Source organism: Mesorhizobium sp. M0802 (genome assembly GCF_040320115.1).
Classification (GTDB): Bacteria; Pseudomonadota; Alphaproteobacteria; order Rhizobiales; family Rhizobiaceae; genus Mesorhizobium.
On record NZ_JAMYOY010000026.1, the window covers coordinates 40927 to 61249 of the forward strand.

Below are 20323 nucleotides of genomic sequence, written 5' to 3' on the forward strand. Positions count from 1 at the left end.
CATTTGTGCCGAACAACTGCGCGGGCAAGCAATCAGTTTGCGTGTGAGAGGAATCGCAAGCATGAGCCTTTCGCGCCGAAGCGAGATCGCCGCCGAGGCCGTGGGGCCAACGATTGTCGCCGGCGAAATCCTGGTCGAGATCATGGCGACGGAACGGGGTTTCGGCTTCCTCGAGCCGCAATCGCTTGTCGGGCCATTCCCCAGCGGTGCGCCGGCGATCTTCATCGATCAGGTCGCCCGGCTGGGAGGCGGCGCCGGCATCATCGGCTGCGTCGGTCGCGACGATTTCGGCACGCTCAACCTGAACCGGCTGGAGCGCGACGGCGTCGACGTCTCCGCCGTCGATATCAGCGACCGCTTCCCGACGGGATGCGCCTTCGTGCGCTACCGGCCCGATGGCATCAGGGACTTCGTCTACAACATCGCCGAATCCGCCGCCGGGCAGATTCACCTGACCACTGCTGCGCGCCTGCTGGCGGACAGGGCCGGCCATCTGCATATCATGGGATCGACGCTGTCGGTGACAGGGCTGAAGGAGATTGTGACCTACGCAGTGAGGGCGGTGCGTGCCCGCGGCGGCTCGACCTCGTTCGACCCGAATGTGCGCAAGGAGCTGATCGGCGCCGACGGTGCGCTGTTTTCCGCACTCATCGACGATGCCGACCTGCTGCTGCCGTCCGGCGACGAATTGCTGGCTGCGGCCGGCGTCGATGACGAGCACCGGGCGGTGGCGGCGCTGTTTGCCAGGGGCGTCGGCGAGATCGTGCTGAAGCGCGGTGCTGACGGCTCTTCCTGGTTCGGCGCCGACGGCGCCAGGATCGACTGCGCCGGTTTTCAGGTCGAGGAAGTCGACCCGACGGGCGCCGGCGATTGTTTCGGCGCCACTTACCTGACCTGCCGGCGCCAGGGGATGGAGCCCGGCAAGGCGCTGCTTTATGCCAATGCCGCCGGCGCCCGCAACGTCACCCGGCGCGGCCCGATGGAGGGCACCGCCGGCTTCGATGCGCTTGACCAATTCATCAAGGGAACAGCGAGACGGACATGAGTGCCAACCCGCTTGCAGGCCTCGCCAGCGCGCGCAAAAACGGCTCGCCCTACGGCATCACCTCGATCTGCTCGGCTCATCCGCTGGTGATCCAGACAGCAATACGGCGCGCCGTTGCCGACAGGGAGAAAAGCCTGCTGATCGAGGCAACCTGCAATCAGGTCAACCAGTTCGGCGGCTATACCGGAATGACCCCGGCGCTGTTCGTCGCCTTCGTGCTGGAGATCGCCTGTCGCGAGGGGCTGGAAGCCTCGCGCATCATCTTCGGCGGCGACCATCTGGGACCGAACCCGTGGCGCGCAGAGCCGGCGGCGCAGGCGATGGACAAGGCCGAGGCCATGGTCGGCGCCTATATCGCGGCCGGCTTCACCAAGATTCATCTCGACGCATCGATGGGCTGCGGCGGCGAGCCGGCGGCGCTTGACGACGAGACCATCGCCACCCGGGCGGCGCGGCTGGCAAAGGCGGCCGAAACGGCCGCGCACGCCGCAGGCAGCACCTTGCCGGTCTACATCATCGGCACCGAAGTCCCCGCCCCCGGCGGCGTCGACCATGCGATCAGCGAGTTGAAGCCGACCGAGGCGGCGGCGGCGCGGCGCACGATCGAGGTTCACCGGGAGATCTTTGCCCGTGAGGGGCTGACGGAGGCCTTCGGCCGCGTCATGGCCGTGGTGGTGCAGCCGGGCGTGGAATTCGGCAGCCAGAACGTCGTCGCCTACGCGCCCGAGAAATCCAAGGGCCTGACCGTCTTGCTCGATGAGCAGCCGTCGCTCGTCTACGAGGCGCATTCGACCGACTACCAGAGCCGTGCGGCTTTGACCGAGCTGGTCGCAAACGGCTTTCCCATCCTCAAGGTCGGCCCCGGCCTGACCTTCGCCTTGCGCGAGGCGCTTTACGGGCTCGACCTGATAGCATCCGAAATGATCACGGATTATGGCGACCGGTCGCTCGCCCGGACCATGGAAAGCGCGATGCTGGCAGCACCCGGCCATTGGCACAGCCACTATCATGGCAACGAAGCAGAGCTCTATGTGCAGCGGCATTACAGCTACAGCGACCGCATCCGCTATTATTGGAGCAACCCCACCGCTGTCGCGGCGGTCGACCGCCTGCGCAAGGCGCTGGACGACGTTGCCATTCCCGAAACGCTGATGCGGCAATTCCTGCCGGCGCTGCCGGCCGAACTCGGGCCGGCGGGCAATCCCGAGGCTATCCTTCTCGAAGCTGTCGATCAGGTGCTGGCCGACTATGACGCCGCCTGCCGTGGGACCTGAGTGCAACGCGCCGGGTTGATCTTTGCCTCAGCCCAGTGTCTCTGACGTTTCCATGAAACCAGCCATGTTCTTTCTCCTGTTCGCGGCCTCCCTGCTGGCGTCGCCGGCACGCGCCGACTGGAAGCCGGTCGAAAAGGTCGAGACCTACGCCATCGTAGGGCGGACCGGCCCGGAACTCTATGCGGCGATCGGTGAAGCCGGTCCCCTGCTCGGCAAGGGCCGGGTCATCGCACACACCAATTTCAAGCTGACCTGGACCAGGGACTACAGGCCGAAAGGCGACGCCTGCGAGCTGGTGTCGGCGCGCCCGAAACTGATCATCACCTACACCTTGCCGAAGCCGGCCGAACCGTTGCCGGCTTCCGTCCAGAAGAACTGGACGGTGTTCATCGCCGGGCTCGCCGCCCACGAGAGAGTGCATGGCGCAGCCATCGCCGAGATGGTGCGCAAGATCGAGGCGGTGAGCGTCGGCCTGACCGTTACTGATGACCCCGGCTGCAGCAAGATCAGAACCGAGCTGACGAGGCAACTCGCCCAGATCTCGCTGGCACAGCGGCAGGCGAGCCGCGACTTCGACCGAGTCGAATTCGGCCCCGGCGGAAACCTGCAGAAGCTGGTGCTGGCTTTTGTGAATGGGGGGTAGTTTGCCGGTGTGCCGGTCATAGCGCCGAGTGTTCCGAACGACAAGAGCACCGGCCGCATGGCCGCTTTACAGGCAGGCTTGGTAGCGCTACCGTCTGCTTGTCGCGCGACCTGTTGGGGGAATGGGAGACGGTCGCGAGGCGGGAGAGGAGCGGTTTCCTTCGGGGCGTCGCAAGAAGCATTCGGGAGGAGATCGATGGCGTCTGTCGCGATCGGCGACGTTTACAAATCGTTCGGGACCGTCGAGGTCCTGCACGGCGTCAGTGTGGATATCGATGACGGCGAGTTCGTCACGCTGGTCGGCCCGTCGGGTTGCGGAAAATCGACCCTTCTCAGGATGATCGCCGGCCTGGAAAAAATTTCTCGGGGCGAGATCGCGATCGGGGATCGGGTCGTCAACAACGTTGCGCCGAAAGAGCGCGACGTTGCCATGGTGTTCCAGAACTACGCGCTCTACCCGCACATGACGGTCGCCGAGAACATGGCGTTCTCGCTCATGCTCAAAGGTGTTTCGAAGGCCGATTGCGCTACCAGCATTCAGCGCGCCGCCGAAATCCTCGGGCTGGTGCCATTGCTGACGCGATATCCGCGCCAGCTTTCCGGCGGCCAGCGCCAGCGCGTCGCCATGGGCCGGGCGATAGTGCGCGATCCACAGGTTTTCCTGTTCGACGAACCGCTCTCCAATCTCGACGCCAAGCTCAGGGTGCAGATGCGCGCCGAGATCAAGGAACTGCACCAGCGGCTCAAGACGACCACAGTCTATGTCACCCACGACCAGATCGAGGCCATGACCATGGCCGACAAGATCGTGGTCATGCATGACGGCATCGTCGAACAGATCGGACCGCCGCTGGAGCTCTACGACAGGCCAAACAATCTCTTCGTCGCCAGTTTCATCGGCTCGCCCGCCATGAACCTGATCAAGGGCGAGATCGTCACCGACGGATCTCCGTCCTTTCGCGGCGCCGGGGGAATTTCCGTGCCGCTGGCCGGCGCGCCGGCCGTTGGCAACGGTCATCCGGTGGTGCTGGGAATACGGCCCGAGCATTTGCGGCTATCGTCAGACCAAGGCTTTCCAGTCACCGTCGCGGTGGTCGAGCCGACCGGGTCGGAAGTGCAGATCATCGGCCGCACCGCCGGCGGCGACGAGATCGTCGCCAATTTCCGCGAACGCCATGCCTTCACACCGGGCGAATCCATACGGCTCTCTGCCGCGCCTGGCCTGATTCATCTCTTTGACGGCAAGACCGGAACACGATTTGAAACGCGTAACGGATGGTAAGGACCGCATAGCAAGGAAGATAAACCGGAGGAGACGACCATGAAATTCACGAGACGCGATGTAATCCGCACGACCGCAGGTGCCGCGGCGGGAGCTCTGGGAAGCCGGTTCGTCGGCTCGCCGGCTTTTGCCCAGGAGGGCTTGAAATACAAGCCCGAGGAAGGCGCAAAGCTGCGGCTGCTGCGCTGGTCGCCCTTCGTCAAGGGCGATGAGGATCAATGGCTGGCCAACACCAAGCGCTTCACCGAGGCGACAGGTGTCGAGGTTCGTGTCGACAAGGAAAGCTGGGAGGACATTCGCCCCAAGGCAGCGGTCGCCGCCAATGTCGGTTCCGGCCCGGACCTCATGTTCGTCTGGTTCGACGACCCGCATCAATATCCCGACAAGCTGCACGACGTGACCGAGCTCGGCGAGTATCTGGGCTCGAAATATGGCGGCTGGCACGACGGACCAAAGCAATATGCGACGCGGGACGGCAAGTTCGTCGGCCTGCCGCTGGCCACGATCGGCAATGCCATCGTCTATCGCGAAAGCTGGGTGAAGGAGGCCGGCTTCTCCGAATTTCCGAAGGACACGGCAGGCTTCCTCGAGCTTTGCAAGGCGTTGCAGGCGAAGGGACATCCGGCCGGCTTCACGCACGGCCACGGCGTCGGCGACGGCAACAATTACGCGCACTGGCTGCTGTGGAGCCATGGCGGCCAGATGGTCGACGAGAGCGGCAAGGTGGCGATCAACAGCCCCGAGACGCTAAAGGCGATCGGATACGCGCAGGAACTCTACAAGACCTTCATTCCCGGGACCGAAAGCTGGCTCGACGTCAATAACAACCGCGCCTTCCTGGCCGGCGAACTCGGCGTCATCGCCAACGGCATTTCCGCCTACAATACGGCCAAGATCAACAAGGACAACGATCCGAAGCTGGCTGAGATCGCCAAGGACATCCGCACCACCAACCTGCCGATCGGTCCCGTCGGGAAATCGGTCGAACTGTTCCAGGTGACCACCGCCGTCATCTTCAACTACACGCCCTACCCCAATGCGGCCAAGGCCTATCTGCAGTTCATGTTCGAGGATCCGCAGATGACCGACTGGATCACCTCCTCGGCGGGCTATTGCTGCCAGACGCTGAAGGCCTTCGACAACAATCCAGTGTGGACGGCCGACCCGAACAATGCCGCCTATGCCAAGGCCTCGGCGACGCTGCGCCCCAACGGCTATGCCGGGCCGCTCGGCTATGCCTCGGCGGCGACCATGGCCGACTATGTCCTGGTCGACATGTTCGCCAAGGCGGTGACCGGCCAGGCGACGCCGCAGGAGGCGATGGAGGAGGCGGAGAAGCGCGCCAACCGCTACTACCGCGTTTGATCACGGCACCGCCGGGCAGCGTCTAGTGCGCTGCCCGGCCCGTCGCACAATCCCATGGCGGCCGTTGACGCCGTGACCTGATTCCCCGATGAGGAGCCCTCCATGGCCGTGCCGTCCGTTGCCGCCCAGCCGCGTCCGTCGATGCTTTCGCGGATCTCCGAAAGCCGCAACGCGCTGGGCTTCGGCTTCATGCTGCCGGCGGCGGCGCTGCTGCTGGTCTTCCTGACCTATCCGCTCGGGCTGGGCGTCTGGCTCGGTTTCACCGATGCCCGGATCGGCCGCCCCGGCATCTTCATCGGCGTCGAGAATTATCAGTACCTTTGGAATGACAACGTCTTCTGGCTCTCCGTCTTCAACACGCTGCTCTACACGGTCAGCGCCTCGATCCTGAAGTTCGTGCTCGGCCTGTGGCTGGCGCTCATCCTCAATGAAAACCTGCCGTTCAAATCGTTCTTCCGCGCGATAGTCCTGCTGCCCTGGGTGGTGCCCACTGTACTGTCAGCCATCGCCTTCTGGTGGATCTACGATTCGCAGTTCTCCATCCTGTCCTGGGCGCTGCAGCAAATGGGCCTGATCGACCACCGCATCAATTTCCTCGGCGATCCGGAGAATGCGCGCGCTTCGGTTATCGCCGCCAACGTCTGGCGCGGCATTCCTTTCGTCGCCATCACGCTGCTCGCCGGCCTGCAGACCATTCCGCAGTCGCTCTACGAGGCGGCCACGCTCGACGGCGCCAGTCGCTGGCAGTTGTTTCGTTATGTGACTCTGCCGCTGCTGACGCCGATCATCGCCATCACCATGACCTTCTCGGTGCTGTTCACTTTCACCGATTTCCAGCTGATTTACGTGCTGACCCGGGGCGGACCGGTGAATGCCACGCATCTGATGGCGACATTGTCTTTCCAGCGCGGCATTTCCGGCGGCCAGCTTGGCGAGGGCGCGGCCATCGCGGTGGCCATGATCCCGTTCCTGCTGGCGGCGATCCTGTTCAGCTATTTCGGCCTGCAACGCCGCAAATGGCAACAAGGCGGCGGAGACTGACATGGTCAAGACGGCCGCGACAAGGAAGGCGAAACGTGGGGATATCGACGAAGGCGGCATGGGCTACCTGCAGAGCCTGCCGCGCCGCGTGGTGACGGTCTATCTGCCGCTGCTGGTGTTCGTCTTCGTGCTGTTGTTTCCGTTTTATTGGATGACGATCACGGCGGTTAAGCCCAATCTCGAGATGACCGACTATGCGCAGTTCAATCCGTTCTGGGTGGTGCATCCGACATTGGAGCATATCCGCTATCTCCTGTTCGAGACCTCCTATCCGGGCTGGCTGCTCAACACGATCATCATCTCGACCGCCGCTACTTTCCTGTCGCTGCTGGCGTCGGTGTTCGCCGCCTATGCGATCGAGCGGCTGCGGTTTTCCGGGGCGCGGCAGGTCGGCCTCGGCATCTTCCTCGCCTATCTGGTGCCGCCCTCGATCCTGTTCATTCCGCTGTCGGTAATGGTGTTCAACCTCGGGCTCTACGACACGCCCTTCGCGCTCATCCTTACCTATCCAACCTTCCTGGTGCCGTTCTGCACGTGGCTGTTGATGGGTTACTTCCGCTCCATCCCGTTCGAACTGGAAGAATGCGCGCTGATAGACGGGGCGAGCCGGTGGCAGATTCTCACCAAGATCGTGCTGCCGCTGTCGGTGCCCGGCCTGATCTCGGCGGGCATATTCGCCTTCACCCTGTCATGGAACGAGTTCATCTATGCGCTGACGTTCATCCAGTCCTCGGAAAACAAGACCGTGCCGGTGGGTGTGTTGACCGAGCTGGTGCGCTCCGACGTCTACGAATGGGGGGCGCTGATGGCGGGAGCGCTGATCGGCTCGCTGCCGGTGGTCGTGCTCTATTCGTTCTTCGTCGAGCACTATGTCTCGTCGATGACCGGCGCGGTGAAGGAGTGACGCGCCGGCTCACGCGAGGCGACCGGCGCGGTCAGATCGCGCCGATGATGCCGCCGTCGACGCGGATGTTCTGGCCGGTGATGTAGCCCGCACCTTCGGAAGCGAGGAAGGCGATGGTCGCGGCAATTTCCTCCGAGGTGCCGTAGCGCTGCATGGGCACGCTGTCGCGGCGCTCCTCGGTGGCCGGCAGGCTGTCGATCCAGCCGGGCAGCACATTGTTCATGCGCACATTGTCGGCGGCGTAGGTGTTGGCGAAGATCTTGGTGTAGGCGGCAAGGCCGGCGCGGAATACGGCCGAGGTCGGGAACATCGGGCTCGGCTCGACCACCCAGGCGGTCGAGATGTTGATGATGGCGCCGGCCCTCTGCTTGACCATCTGCGGCGCCACGATGCGCACCGGCCGGATGACGTTCATCAGATAGACGTCGAGACCGGTGTGCCACTGCTCGTCGGTGATTTCGAGGATCGGCGCGCGTGGCCCGTGGCCGCCGCTGTTGACCAGCACGTCGATGCGGCCGAAGCGCTCGAGCGTCAGATCCGCGAGCCGCTGCAGATCGTCATTCGACTGGTTGGAGCCGGTGACGCCGAGGCCGCCAAGCTCCTTGGCCAGAGCCTCGCCCTTGCCGGAGGACGACAGGATCGCGACCTTGAACCCGTCCGCCGCCAGCCGCTTGGCCGCCGCCGCGCCCATACCGCTGCCGCCCGCGACGACGACTGCTACTTTTTCTACACTCATCTCGATTTTCCTTCGCACGGGTTGGCGGGACTCTGAAGCCCATGTTTCCGACCTTCGAGCAATGCTATAAACGGTTTTGCCATCTGGTTCGAACCAGAAAGCCTGAAATCAAGCTGTAGAAAAACTCCTGCATGCCTGAAGCCTTCCTGAGCCTGCCACCATTGAATGCGCTGCGTGCCTTCGAAGCCGCCGCGCGTCATCTCAACTTCCGCATCGCCGCCGAAGAGCTGAACGTGACGCAAGGGGCGGTGGCGCAGCATATACGCGGGCTGGAGGCCGATCTCGGCACAAAGCTGTTCGACCGGCTGCCGCGCGGCCTGGCGCTGACCGATGAGGGCCGCGCCTATGTGCCGAACATTCGCCGCGCCTTCGAGCTGATCTCCGAGGCAACGCTGCTGTTGCGGCCCGAGCCGGCGCGACTGACAATCAGTGTCACGCCGAGCTTTGCCACCAAATGGCTGATCCCCAAACTGCCGGAGTTCGTCGCGCACAACCCGCTGGTCGATTTGCGAATCCTGGCCAGCGAAAGCCTGTCGAGTTTTCAGGCCGATGGCGTCGACATTGCGGTCAGGCAAGGCCGCCTGCCCTCCGGCGCCGGCCTGATGGTGGATCTTTTGTTTCCACAGCAGATCATCGCCATCTGCAGCCCTGCCCTGCTGCCGACCGGCGCGAACGAGATCGCGGCGGCCGATATCCAGCATCATGTCCTGTTGCACGACGCGCACAATCTGTGGCCGGAATTCATGGAGAGAGCGCTCGGGCTGAAGATGGCCACCGAGGCCAAACGCATGCGCTTCAACCAGACAGGCCTCGCGATCGACGCCGCCATTGCCGGCCAGGGCATCGCGCTGGCCAGCCGGTTTCTCGTCGCTGCCGACATTGCCGCCGGCCGGCTGGTGCAGCCGATCAACGCAGAGATGCGTGGGACGCACGATTTCTATGTCGTGATGCCGCGCAAGCAACGGCACCCAGAACCGACGCAAGCCGTGCGGCAATGGCTGCTGGATGAGGGCGATGCGGCGCGGCTGTGATGGATAGCCGATCTCCCCGCAAGGCGTGAGATCCGCAGCTTGGCCGACGCCGCCCCTTTCAGCCTCGCCGAGCAATGTCGGCCGCCACTGCCTTCGCCTCGCGTCCAATTTCCCTGAGCAGACCGGTGACCGGATTGTAGAAGCCGACGAGGTAGAGGCCGAGTTGCGAGGCGCGGGCGTTGACGCCACTGCGCTCCGGCTGCAATTCCACGGGCAGAAACTTTTCGTAGCCCGGGCGATAGCCGGTGGCGAGGATGACGGCGTCGAAATTTTCCTGCCTGCCGTCGGTGAACGCAGCGCCGCGCTCGGTGAAGCCCGCTATGTCGGGCGCGATCTTGATGGCGCCTTTGGTGATGGCGTCGACCGTGCCGACGTCGATGACCGGGATGCGGCCGACTTCGTCGATCTGCTGCAGGATGCCCTGCTTCGGCCTGACGATGCCGTATTTCTCGAGCTTGCCCAGCGCGAAATCGAGGATGATCGGGAACATCCAGTCGTTCAGCGCCTGCGGCATCGGCCGGCTGGCGATGCCGACCATCTGGATCGGCACGCCGAACAGCTGGCGCGGCACGATGTGGACGCCCTTGCGCACCGAAATGGTCGGACGCGCGCCACTTTCCGCCAAGTCGAGCGCGATCTCGGCGCCGGTGTTGCCCATGCCGACGATCAGCACCGAGCGGCCGGCAAAGGGCGCCGCTTGCGTATAGTCGGCGCTGTGCAGCACCTCGCCCTTGAAAGCCTCGATAGCAGGGAGCCGGGGGATGATCGGCTCGGCATTGTTACCGCTGGCGATGACGACATGGCGCGCCTTGAGGTTGTCCGATCCTGTCTCGACCAGAAAACCGCCGTCCCCGAGGCGAATGGCTTTCACCGTCACGCCGAAGCGCGGGCGCAGGTCGAATTTTTCCGCATAGTCGTCGAGGTAACGGACCACCAGTTCGCGCGGCACGTAGCGCGGATAGTCCCTGGGAAATGGCAGGAACGGCAGCGACGAGAACGACTTCACCGTATGCAGATGCAGCCGCCGATAGTGCCGCCGCCAGGCGGGCGCGATCTCCTGCGATTTTTCGAGCAGGATGAAATCCACTCCTGCCCGCTTCAGGCAGGCACCGACCGCAAGGCCGGCAGGCCCGGCGCCGACAATAACGACAGTGGTGTCCAAGCGATTCTCCTCCCGCTAGCTCCTTAGGCTACGCGTAGAAGCGCAGGCGGGACAAGGCGCGCCTCACCTTCTCCCCTTGTTGGAGAAGGTGGATCGGCGCGCTAGCGCCGAGACGCCTTCGCATCGCGGCGCGCACGCTACGCATCCTGTCCGGTCTCGGCTCACCCAGGGTGACGAATGTCTATCCCGGCAATCGCCCATGCTGTCGGACGGGCTGCCTGTCGCCGGCCGCACCGCGGTCGAAGAGCTCTACGTGAATGGCGGCATGGGCCAATCGGCATGCATGCCGCCCCCGCCATCGCGCGCTGGCTGGAAGAGGCCGTGGTTCGGGCGATGGCAATCCGAAGCAGACATGGCTCCGGCCACAGCGATTTGCGGGATGGGAAGGGTGAGGCTGCGCGACGTCGTGTCGATGTAGCCCGCCATCGGCCCGAAGGGAGGGCTGGCGTTGCTCCCTAGCCGATATGCTCGGCGCGCAGCTTCTTCTTTATCTGCTCCAGGCCTGCCTCGCCGCCCGTCGCCAGTTCATCGGCGATCCTTGCCAGCTTGTCATCGGCGTTGCGGTATTTGCTGCCCCAGGCGCCGAGCGTCGCCAGCACCGGCAACAGGTCGATGCCCGCCTCGGTCAGCTTATAGATCGCCTTGAGCTTGTGCGTGGGGTCGTCGCTTCTGGTGACAATGCCCTCATCCTGCAAGGTCTGCAGCCGCTCGGCCAGCGTGCGCGACGAGATGCCTTCGCCTGATAGCAGAAACTCCCGGAAGTGCCTTTTTCCCGCGAAAATCATGTCGCGGATGATCAGCAGCGTCCAGCGGTCACCGAGCAATTCGAGCGACAGGCTGATGGGGCAGCCGGATCTTTCCCTGGTCGACATTCTCAATGCTTCCATTTCTAAATCACTTTACTATTGACATCATTTTTCTCTCGTGTCAATGGTTCCGAAAGTAAAGCAATCACCAACGCCGCCTGACCTGGCGCTGGTGACACCAGAGCTCAATCAGGAGAACGACGATGAGAAAACTGATCCTGCAGATGCAGATGTCGGTCGACGGTTTTGTCGGCGCGGCCGGCGATGAGCACTGGCAGCTCTGGGAATGGGGCGCCAACTGCCCGTGGGACGACGACTTGAAGCAGGATTTCAACGCGGTGTTCGCCGGCATCGATACCATTCTGCTCAGCCGCAAGATGGCCGAAGAAGGCTATCTAACCCATTGGGGCAATGCGGCAAAAAACTATCCGCGCGATCCCTTCTACGCCTTTGCGCAGCGCATCGTCGAGGCGCGCAAGGTGGTGCTGAGCGACAAGCTCGCGGCATCGCGGTGGGAGCGCACGACGCTTGCCAGCGGCGACCTGCCGCGCGAGGTCAAGGCGCTGAAAGCTGAAGGTGAAGGCGACATGGCGGTATTCGGCGGCGCCGGCTTTGCCTCGGCGCTGATTGCAGCGGGACTGGTCGATGAGTTCCAGCTGTTCATCAATCCGGCCGCGCTGGGCGACGGCGAGCGGATTTTCGACTGTGGCGGCTTCCTGAAATTGCGCCTGCTCGGCTCTAAAGCCTATGCCTGCGGAATGGTGGTGAACCGCTACGCGCCGGCAATGTGAAGTAGTTCAGCGATTGAATCCGTGGACCGCTTCAACTCTTTGTTTTTACGAGAACTCCGGACGGATCACCGCAACCCGCTCCTTGTGAACCTGCGCTAGAAATTGATCTCGACCGAAGCGGCACTTCGCTTTGCCGGCCCGTGAAACACCGCCTCGATGTTGTTGCCGTCGGGGTCGAGCAGGAAGGCGGCGTAGTAGCCGGGGTGGTAGGGCCGCTCACCCGGCGCGCCATTGTCGGCGCCGCCGGCATCGAGGCCGGCCTTGTAGAACGCATCGACCATGGCCTTGTCCCTGGCCTGGAGGGCCAGATGATGGCGCCCGGTCAGCTGTCCCCTCGCCGCCCGGCTGTCGAGGCTTGAGATGAACAGCTCGTCGGCCCAGAAATAGTCCTCGGCCTCGCCGCCGATCGGAATGCCGAGCACCTTGAAGACGGCTTCATAGAAGCGCCGGCTCGCCTTGAGGTCCCTGACCACCAGCTGGACGTGGTCGATGAGGCGGCCGCGATGCAGTTCCATGAGCGATATCTCCCGTCGCGAGACCACAAAGCTAGTGCCGCGGAGCGGCTCGTCAATTCGGCAGTCTATCTTGTCGGCGCGCTTGGCAGCCTTACACCCCTGCTTTTGTCATATCCGGATGGACTTCCACGCAGACCGGATAAAAAATGCAACCGGATTGTCGGATTCGAAATCCCGCCAACGTCCTTCGGACGCAAGCGGCGCAACGGAGCTGGAGCGAGTGGCGCCGCATCGAAACCGATCTCGGGAGAAGAGCATGAACAATTCCTACCGTTGGGTGATCGTCGCGTGCGGCGCGCTGATGACCTGTGTGGCGCTCGGCGCGATGTTTTCGCTGGCGATCTTTCTCGAGCCGATGGCGCTCGACACCAACTGGTCGCGAACCGGCATTTCAAGCGCCATGACGCTGAATTTCTTGGTGATGGGTGCAGGCGGTTTCGCCTGGGGCGCCATCTATGACCGTGTCGGCGCCCGCCCGGTGGTTTTTGCCGGCGCGGTGCTGCTCGGCCTGTCGCTGGTGGTGGCGAGCCGAGCCCAATCGCTGCTGGTCTTCCAGCTGAGCTATGGCGTCATCGTCGGGCTGGCGGCCAGCGCCTTCTTCGCGCCGATGATCGCGCTGACCACCGCCTGGTTCGAGACCCATCGCAGCCTGGCCGTGTCGCTGGTCTCGGCCGGCATGGGCGTGGCGCCGATGACCATTTCGCCCTTCGCGCGCTGGCTGATCACGGCCTATGACTGGCGTACCGCCATGTTCGACATCGGGATCATGGCCTGGGTGCTGTTGCTGCCGGCCGTCTTCCTGGTGCGCCAGCCGTCGGCGGCGGTCGCGGCAGCGGATGGCAGCGCGCCCGCGCCTGCCGCAGCCCCCGGCATGTCAGTCGGCCAGGCGCTGCGCTCGCCGCAATTCCTGGTGCTGGGCATGACCTTCTTCGCCTGTTGCGCGGCGCATTCGGGGCCGATCTTCCACATGGTGAGCTATGCCATGTCGTGCGGCGTGGCGCCGATGGCAGCCGTGTCGATCTACAGCGTCGAGGGCCTTGCCGGCCTTGGCGGGCGCGTGCTCTACGGCGTGCTCGGCGACAGGTTGGGCGCCAAGCCGGTGCTGATCGTGGGCCTCGCCATCCAGGCGGTTGTGATCGCCGCCTATCTCGCCGTCGGCAATCTCGAGCAGTTCTATCTCCTGGCGATCATCTTCGGCGCCACATATGGCGGCGTCATGCCGCTCTATGCGGTTCTGGCGCGCGACTATTTTGGGCCACGCATCATCGGCACGATACTTGGCGCCGCGACCCTGTTGTCCAGCCTCGGCATGTCGTTCGGCCCGCTCGCCGGCGGCATGATCTTCGACGCCTATGCCAGCTATTCCTGGCTGTTCATCGGCTCGGCGCTGATCGGCCTCGGTGCTGCCGGCATCGCCATCGCCTTCCCGCCGCAGCCCGGCCGAGAGAGGCTGCAGGCGGCATGAGCGAAATTTCCCCTCGAGGGGAAATACTCATCACCCTGTCCCCGTTCCTGAGCGCAGCTCTTCTCTGCCCTCGTCGTCGCGGCTGAGCCTGGCGTCCGAGATCAGCACCACCAGGCATTGGCAGCGCTGCAGCACGCCGGTGGTCGTCTCGCCGAAGAAGAGTTCCTCGCCAGGGCGCCGCGCCACGCCCATGACGATCAGCGCCGCCCCCCTGCCGGCCTGGCGGGCAATGGCATCGGCGGCGGCGGCCCGGCTGCGGATGGCAGTCTCGATCTCGACGCCATAGCGGTCGGCTAGTGCGACGGTATCCTTCAGCACCGCCTCCCTGCGGCGATGCGAGACAGTGTCGCGCGGTTCGTCGCGGCCGACGCGCGCGACATAAAGTATCTTGACCCGCGCACCCGTGACCGCTGCAATCGCCAGCGCCATTTCGGCACCCCGGCGGGCGATCGCGGTGCCGTTGACCGGAACCAGAATCTTCCCGCCTTCAGGTCCTAGCCTTGGCATCTGGCGGCCGGCGCCGGTCGCCTTCAGCACCAGGCATAGCGGGCCCTCGAAGGCGCCGGCGATCTCGTTGATGCGGCGGGCAAACCCACCTTTCGACGTGACCGCGCGGCCGAGCCCGATCAGCAGCAGCCCATAGCCTTTGCGCGCCTCCTTGGCAACCGTTTCGGCCGAAAGCTCGGCCTCGTGGCGCCGCGTGACAGGCGCCGCGCGGGTCAGCTCCTCGTCCGAACTCCTGGCGGCCTCGCGGCTGTCCTCGGCACCCTTTTCGATCGGCTCGAGCTTCGCACCCGTGCCGGGCTCGGCCTCCTCCCCCTCGCCTCGGGCATGCAGCACCGTCGTCGGCCTGCCGGCGCCCACGACTCCTGCGAGGTAAGCGGCAAAGCGGCCGACAACGCCCTCATCGGTCACCACCAGCAGTCGTTCCAGATTGGCGATGAAGCCGCGTTGGTCGATCTCCTCGCGCTCCAGACGCTTCTTCTCGTTCTCGCCCATCGGCAAGCGGCCGAGTGCCCAACGCAAGGTCGGCGGCATGGCGAGCGTGGTGATGACGGCCATGGTCACGATCATGGTGAAAAGATTGTGCGACAGAACGCCGATCGACAGGCCAATAGAGGCGACGATGACTTCGGTCGAGCCGCGCGCGTTCATGCCGCAACCGACGGCGATGCCTTCCTTGCGGCTCATGCCGGCAAGCTCGGCGCCGATGAAGGCGCCGGCGAATTTGCCGAAGCTGGCGATCAGCACCAAAGCGGCCGTGAGTAGCGCAAGCTCGTGGTCGACAAGCACGGTGAGATCCGCCGAAAGGCCGGCGACGCCGAAGAAAACCGGCATGAACAGCGCCATGATGACGCCGCGCAATTGCCCTTCGATATGACGCGACAGGATCGGCGATTCCCCAACCAGTATGCCGGCGACGAAGGCGCCGAGCACGGTGTGGACGCCGATCAGATCGGTGATCAGCGCCATTGCGCCCATGATGGCGAGAATGACGGTGACGACGGCGTATTCGCTGCGGAACGTATCGTTGGTCCAGCGGATGGCGTCGAAGACGATGCGGCGGCCAATCGTGAAGGAAAACCCCATGAAGGCGGCGACGCCGACAATGGTGAAGGCAAGGCTGCCGAGCTCGATGCGCCCCTTGGTGGCGATGCCGATGGTGATGGCGATGATCACCCAGCCGATCGTGTCCTCGATGATGGCCGACGAGACGATGGTCTGACCGAGATCGCGGCGCATGAAGTTCATCTCGCGCACCACCATGGCGACGATCTTGACCGAGGAGATCGACAGCGCCGTGCCGAGGAAGAGACCGGCGACAATGCGCTCGGTTCCGTCGGCCAGCAGCGAGGCCGGCATGAACTGCGCGGCGGTGAAGCCGAGCGCGAAAGGCACGGCGACGCCCGCGGCGGAGATGGAAAAGCACGCACGGCCGACCCTGCGCACCAGCCGCAGATCCGTCTCCATCCCGGTGAGCAACAGAAGCATCAACACGCCGAGCTGGGCGATGGCGCTGATCATGCTCTTTTGGGTGGCGTCGCTTGAAAAGATCACGCGTTCTGCTTCCGGCCATAGCCAGCCGAGCAGCGATGGCCCGAGCAGGATGCCGCCGATGAGCTGACCCATCACCGCCGGCTGGCCGAGACGCTCCAGCAACTCGCCGATGCCGCGGCCGACGAGAAGCAGAAGGAGGATTTCGAGAACGAAAATGCCCTCGCTGGACATGCCGGTCTTTTCGGCTGCCAACGATGCGGCCGGCATGAATGCGAAAGCTGCCGCGGCAAGCGCGACCGACCGGCGCCGGTTGACCACGAAAGACATGCACCCCCTCATTGTGCCCGGTATAACGTTTGCGGGCGAGATCAGTTGCACGCCACGCTCCCATGGCGCGCCGCAGGTTCCTCATTACCTGAATCGCATAACGGGCCTATCTGACTGCGGATAAGCGGCCGAGACCCGGGCCGGCGACGGAACATTTTCAACCGATTGCGCGTTGCGCAGATGGGGATGACCGGCGTCGTTTCGGCCGGCCATGGCGTTGGGAGGCGCGTGGCAAGGGATGTCCCAGGTCAAGACCGTGAAAACCGACGAAGCGGCTGCAGCGCCGCGGGCCTCTGATGCGTTCGCGCTGAAGCTCACCTCATCGGAATTCGTGGCCACCATGTCGCATTTCCACCGCGCCGAAATCGCCCGCATGGCCGGCTGGCGCGACCGGCTGGACCGTACCAGCAACTGGGCGATTACTGTCGTCGCCGCCATGCTCTCAGTCTCACTGTCGACGCCCAGCGCCCATCACGGGGTGCTGCTCTTTGCCATGCTGCTGACCACGCTGCTGCTATGGATCGAGGCGCGGCGCTATCGTTTCTTCGACGTCTACCGGGCCAGGGTGCGCCAGTTCGAGCGCTATTATTTCGCGCAGATCTTCTCGCCGCAGCCCGACTACGCCTCCAACTGGCTGGCCATCGTCGGCGAAGGCCTGCGTTCGCCGCGCTTCCTGATCTCGCAACGCGCGGCGTTGGTGCGCCGGCTGCGCCGCAACTACATTTTCATGTACACGATCCTGATGCTGGCGTGGGTGCTGAAGATCACGACGCCCAGTCTGCAGCGCGAAGGGTCGCCGATAGGCTTCGGCGCGTCATTTCTCGACGCCGCGCGCGTGGCGCAGCTCGGCCCGGTTCCAGGCATCTATGTCGCGTGCATGGTCGGGCTGTTCTATGTCGGCCTACTCGCAGCCGCTTTCCTCATCTCAAGCGACGAGGGCGAGCTTTCGCATGGCACCGTGCATGTCTGAGAGCGGCCTCGAAAAGCGCAATCTGCCCCGGTGATCTTCAACAGACATTGTCGACCATCAGAGCGGTCGAGTCCGACCGGCTTGCGGATTCCTCAACCGGTAGCCGTGCGCGATGGCGCTTGTAGGCGGTGAGCGCGATGACCAGCACGCAGCATACGGCGTTCAGCCAGTTGATCGCCGCCAGAGCGGGATCGTTCAGATTGATGTGGGCGTAGAGTCCCGTCGTGGCGTTGGCGCCTGTCCACAACAGCCAGGTCGCGTAGGAAATCGCCGACGCCCCGTGCCTGTCCCGGGCCACCCGCACGATCTGCGGCAGGTAGGACACCACGCGCAAGCCATTGAAAATAGTGAAGAGATAAAAAGACAGATCTGCAAGTGTCATCCGAAACCCCTGTCATGGCCGGACGTCCCATAGCGTTCCTTGCAGTGGCGGCATGTGAGCCCGTTCACATGCCGGCTTTGATTTTCCTGTTGCGGCCCGGCACCCGGATTCTTTCGCCATGTGGGCGTTCGCCGTGAGCCAGCCCGACGAGGTCGACATGAACCAGATCCTGTTTCGGCCGACGGCGCGGGAGTACTAAACAGATCTCGTGCTTGGGCAAAGTTCGGGTTGACCGCTGCCAAGAGCGCGGCGACTATCCCTGCAACGTGCAGGAGGACATGAGAATGGACGAACCCGATCGCTGGCGGCACATGGCGAGCGCGCCCAAGGACGGCAGCCGCATCCTGGTCACGGTCAGGCCATCGGAACAGGGGCCGGCCGAGGTCGACCTCGCTTACTGGTCGCGCGCCGACCAGTTCGGCACGGAGGGCTGGCGCTCTTCCGATTCGTCGCCAGGACGGGTGATCGAATACCCCGAACCGGAGTTAAAATGCTGGATGCCGCTGCCGACGGCCAATCTGAGCCGGGCTTCAATGCCAAGTCCGTGGCAAGGCGAAGACGTCCCGCTGCTCGACGGCTCCGGGATATGATCTCGGCGGGATGACCGTAGGAAATATGCTGCCGGCCCAATACTTGACGGCCTTACTTCGGCCGACGCACTGATCGCACCATGCCGCCGGGGCCGCTGCCGCAGAAGAAGCGGTCGCCGCCGTCGGATTCGAGCCCGGAAACGCCCACCCCTGCCGGCATGTCGAGCCGTTCCAGCACCTTTCCGCCTTGCGGATCGACGCGCCGGACATCGCTCTGGTCGCCTTCCCAGGTGCCGTGCCAGAGCTCGCCATCGACCCAGGTCACTCCGGTGACGAAGCGGTTTGAGTCGATGGTCCGCAGGATTTTCCCGGTCTCGGGATCGATCTGGTGGATCTTGCGCTCCCGGTTTTGCCCCACCCAGAGCGTGCCCTCGGCCCAGGTCATGCCGGAATCGCGGCCGCCGCCGGGCGCCGGGATGATGGAGAGCACCTTGCCGGTATCCGGGTCGATCTTCTGGATGCGGTCCCCGGCGAGCTGAAACAGATGTCGGCCGTCATAGGCGGTGCCGGCATGGGCGGCGACATCGATCGAGCGCAGCGTCTCACCGCTTGCCGGATCGAAGGCGGTCAGCCGCTCGCCCGTCGCAAACCAGACATTCTGTCCGTCGAAGCTCACGCCGTGCACGGTGTCGACATCAGGAAAGGGCCCGTATTCGCGCAGGATTTCCGCTGCTGAATGTTTCATGTCCTGGTCCTCGATCATGGTCACCTTTCATAGCCGTTCGGCAGCGGCGACGGGAGTAACAAGGTGGTCGTGAAACCAGCGACCGGTGGCGTCATCCAGCGCCGCGCCCGGCCGTGGCCGAAGGACTGCACTTTGCCGGTCTCGGCCAACTGCTCGAGCGCCCGCTGTACGCTGCGCTGTCCGGCGCCCAGCGCCAGCGCCAACGCCGAGCTGGCCCAGGATTCACCATCAGCCAGGAAGGCCAGCACCGCGGCGTGCCGCTCCTCGATCGGCCGCGCCAGCACCGCCACGGAGCCTGCTTCGCGCGGCTTTAGCGCAAAGCCCTGGCTGGTCGCGCCTATGCCCGCCAGCGGCCGCAATTCGGCGCGCAGCCGGCCGATCTCGACCCGCAGCCTGGCGCGATGCGATTCATCGGCATGCCGGCCGCCAAAGGCGCGGGCAATCAGCGTCGCCCTCGGCACATCCGCCGGCCAGGCTTCGGCAAGCGCGCGCGCCAGCGCAAACAGCACCGGCCTCGTTGCCAGCGAGATCGTTGTTTCCTGCTTGTGCACGATATAGCGGAACGTATCGACGACCAGCGCGCGCGACGCCTGCAGCGCCTCGACTTCTTCGAGCAACAGCGGATGCTCCTCGCCGCCTGCGATCAGCCGCGCCGCCGGCGTCTCCAGCGCCAGGAAGGCGCTGTCGACCTCCGCCATGAGACCCGGAATGCCGGCCCGGCGGGCGGCATGGCGCGCCCACTCAAGGGCTGCGCGCGCGGCCTTCGTCTTCAGGCGCCGCATGGCGATGCCGGCAACCGCGAGTTCATGCGCGGCGCGTGAGGCCGGCGGAAGCGGCGACGGATCGAGCCCAGCCAGCACGTCTTCAGCCTCGTCGAGGCGGCCGATCAGCAGCAGGCGGCGCACTTTGAGATGCCCGGCATGCGCCGCGTTCAGCCGGTCGCCATGCTTTTCCAATGTCGACCGCGCCGCGTCGAGCGCCTTGGACGGCCAGCCGAGATCACGCGAAACAAGTGCGATCTCGGCTTCGGCGACAACGCACCTGGCGCGCGCCACCGCCTCCTTTGGACCGAAGGCACGGCCGGCCCTACGCAACAGTACTTTGGCGCGATCGAAATCGCCGAGCTGCGCCATGGCAATGCCGCGCAACGCCAGCGCCGGGGCATCCTCGCGCAAGGCGACGCGGTCGAGTGCCGCCAGCGGATTGCCCGCCGCCAGCGCCAGCCCTGCCGCGGTGATCAGCGAGTCCATGCAAATCCCGTCACATTTGTAACTCCCACCGCTCCCCTTATCGGCCCTAACTTAAGTCACCA

Annotated in this window: 20 protein-coding genes; 12 read left to right on the forward strand and 8 right to left on the reverse strand. The window is 64.4% G+C overall.

Going from position 1 to position 20323, the window contains the following annotated elements; genetic code table 11:
* Positions 1 to 61: 61 nt before the first annotated feature.
* From NKI10_RS27510 to NKI10_RS27540, 7 genes are all read left to right on the forward strand, one after another.
* Entirely contained in the window at positions 62 to 1045 is a 984-nt protein-coding gene (locus NKI10_RS27510; RefSeq protein ID WP_352862385.1) for a tagatose kinase, read from the forward strand.
* Positions 1042 to 2319 (forward strand): D-tagatose-bisphosphate aldolase, class II, non-catalytic subunit, encoded by a 1278-nt coding sequence (locus NKI10_RS27515; protein WP_352862386.1) that lies wholly within the window; start codon positions 1042 to 1044, stop codon positions 2317 to 2319. The genes NKI10_RS27510 and NKI10_RS27515 overlap by 4 nt, the downstream gene beginning before the upstream one ends.
* Positions 2320 to 2371: 52 nt before the next feature.
* On the forward strand, positions 2372 to 2962 hold the full coding sequence (locus tag NKI10_RS27520; RefSeq protein ID WP_352862387.1) for a DUF922 domain-containing Zn-dependent protease: 591 nt from the start codon (positions 2372 to 2374) through the stop codon (positions 2960 to 2962).
* 195 nt (positions 2963 to 3157) lie between these two features.
* The gene (locus NKI10_RS27525) at positions 3158 to 4243 is read left to right on the forward strand and encodes an ABC transporter ATP-binding protein (RefSeq protein WP_352862388.1); all 1086 of its coding nucleotides are present in this window, start codon (positions 3158 to 3160) and stop codon (positions 4241 to 4243) included.
* 39 nt (positions 4244 to 4282) lie between these two features.
* Positions 4283 to 5608, forward strand: a complete 1326-nt coding sequence (locus NKI10_RS27530) for an ABC transporter substrate-binding protein (RefSeq protein WP_023693796.1) — start codon at positions 4283 to 4285, stop codon at positions 5606 to 5608.
* 141 nt (positions 5609 to 5749) lie between these two features.
* Positions 5750 to 6649, forward strand: coding sequence for a carbohydrate ABC transporter permease (locus tag NKI10_RS27535; protein WP_373432851.1), 900 nt, complete (start codon positions 5750 to 5752; stop codon positions 6647 to 6649).
* A gap of 1 nt (position 6650) precedes the next feature.
* A complete protein-coding gene (locus NKI10_RS27540; protein WP_023673469.1) occupies positions 6651 to 7553 on the forward strand; it encodes a carbohydrate ABC transporter permease in 903 nt (300 codons plus the stop codon).
* A 31-nt stretch (positions 7554 to 7584) separates the two neighbouring features.
* Here NKI10_RS27540 and NKI10_RS27545 read toward each other — a convergent pair whose 3' ends face one another.
* Positions 7585 to 8289 (reverse strand): SDR family oxidoreductase, encoded by a 705-nt coding sequence (locus NKI10_RS27545; protein ID WP_023673468.1) that lies wholly within the window; start codon positions 8287 to 8289, stop codon positions 7585 to 7587.
* 131 nt (positions 8290 to 8420) lie between these two features.
* On the opposite strand from NKI10_RS27545, the gene gcvA reads away from it, so the two are divergent.
* Positions 8421 to 9320 (forward strand): transcriptional regulator GcvA, encoded by a 900-nt coding sequence (gene gcvA / locus NKI10_RS27550; RefSeq protein WP_352862389.1) that lies wholly within the window; start codon positions 8421 to 8423, stop codon positions 9318 to 9320.
* A 58-nt stretch (positions 9321 to 9378) separates the two neighbouring features.
* On the opposite strand, the gene NKI10_RS27555 is transcribed toward gcvA, so the two are convergent.
* Complete coding sequence (locus NKI10_RS27555) at positions 9379 to 10482, reverse strand: flavin-containing monooxygenase (protein ID WP_352862390.1); 1104 nt, start codon at positions 10480 to 10482, stop codon at positions 9379 to 9381.
* Between the two features lie 455 nt (positions 10483 to 10937).
* The gene (locus tag NKI10_RS27560; protein ID WP_023673465.1) at positions 10938 to 11354 is read right to left on the reverse strand and encodes a winged helix-turn-helix transcriptional regulator; all 417 of its coding nucleotides are present in this window, start codon (positions 11352 to 11354) and stop codon (positions 10938 to 10940) included.
* A gap of 137 nt (positions 11355 to 11491) precedes the next feature.
* Between NKI10_RS27560 and NKI10_RS27565 the strand changes: the two genes are divergently transcribed.
* Positions 11492 to 12079 (forward strand): dihydrofolate reductase family protein, encoded by a 588-nt coding sequence (locus NKI10_RS27565; RefSeq protein WP_023673464.1) that lies wholly within the window; start codon positions 11492 to 11494, stop codon positions 12077 to 12079.
* 95 nt (positions 12080 to 12174) lie between these two features.
* On the opposite strand, the gene NKI10_RS27570 is transcribed toward NKI10_RS27565, so the two are convergent.
* The gene (locus NKI10_RS27570; RefSeq protein WP_155927330.1) at positions 12175 to 12603 is read right to left on the reverse strand and encodes a VOC family protein; all 429 of its coding nucleotides are present in this window, start codon (positions 12601 to 12603) and stop codon (positions 12175 to 12177) included.
* Between the two features lie 247 nt (positions 12604 to 12850).
* On the opposite strand from NKI10_RS27570, the gene NKI10_RS27575 reads away from it, so the two are divergent.
* Positions 12851 to 14059, forward strand: coding sequence for an MFS transporter (locus NKI10_RS27575; RefSeq protein WP_023693802.1), 1209 nt, complete (start codon positions 12851 to 12853; stop codon positions 14057 to 14059).
* A 30-nt stretch (positions 14060 to 14089) separates the two neighbouring features.
* Here NKI10_RS27575 and NKI10_RS27580 read toward each other — a convergent pair whose 3' ends face one another.
* Positions 14090 to 16384, reverse strand: a complete 2295-nt coding sequence (locus NKI10_RS27580) for a cation:proton antiporter domain-containing protein (protein ID WP_352862391.1) — start codon at positions 16382 to 16384, stop codon at positions 14090 to 14092.
* A 238-nt stretch (positions 16385 to 16622) separates the two neighbouring features.
* Between NKI10_RS27580 and NKI10_RS27585 the strand changes: the two genes are divergently transcribed.
* Positions 16623 to 17354: a DUF2270 domain-containing protein gene (locus NKI10_RS27585; RefSeq protein ID WP_023693804.1), complete on the forward strand. Its 732-nt coding sequence runs from the start codon at positions 16623 to 16625 to the stop codon at positions 17352 to 17354.
* A gap of 37 nt (positions 17355 to 17391) precedes the next feature.
* Here NKI10_RS27585 and NKI10_RS27590 read toward each other — a convergent pair whose 3' ends face one another.
* Positions 17392 to 17736 carry a PQ-loop domain-containing transporter gene (locus NKI10_RS27590; protein ID WP_023693805.1) on the reverse strand — a complete coding sequence of 115 codons (345 nt, stop codon included), beginning with the start codon at positions 17734 to 17736 and terminating at the stop codon, positions 17392 to 17394.
* A 284-nt stretch (positions 17737 to 18020) separates the two neighbouring features.
* Here NKI10_RS27590 and NKI10_RS27600 point away from each other — a divergent pair, with 284 nt between their 5' ends.
* Complete coding sequence (locus NKI10_RS27600) at positions 18021 to 18326, forward strand: hypothetical protein (RefSeq protein WP_023689804.1); 306 nt, start codon at positions 18021 to 18023, stop codon at positions 18324 to 18326.
* A gap of 52 nt (positions 18327 to 18378) precedes the next feature.
* On the opposite strand, the gene NKI10_RS27605 is transcribed toward NKI10_RS27600, so the two are convergent.
* The gene (locus tag NKI10_RS27605; protein ID WP_352862392.1) at positions 18379 to 19011 is read right to left on the reverse strand and encodes a Vgb family protein; all 633 of its coding nucleotides are present in this window, start codon (positions 19009 to 19011) and stop codon (positions 18379 to 18381) included.
* 20 nt (positions 19012 to 19031) lie between these two features.
* The gene (locus NKI10_RS27610; protein WP_352862393.1) at positions 19032 to 20261 is read right to left on the reverse strand and encodes a helix-turn-helix domain-containing protein; all 1230 of its coding nucleotides are present in this window, start codon (positions 20259 to 20261) and stop codon (positions 19032 to 19034) included.
* Between the last annotated feature and the right edge of the window lie 62 nt (positions 20262 to 20323).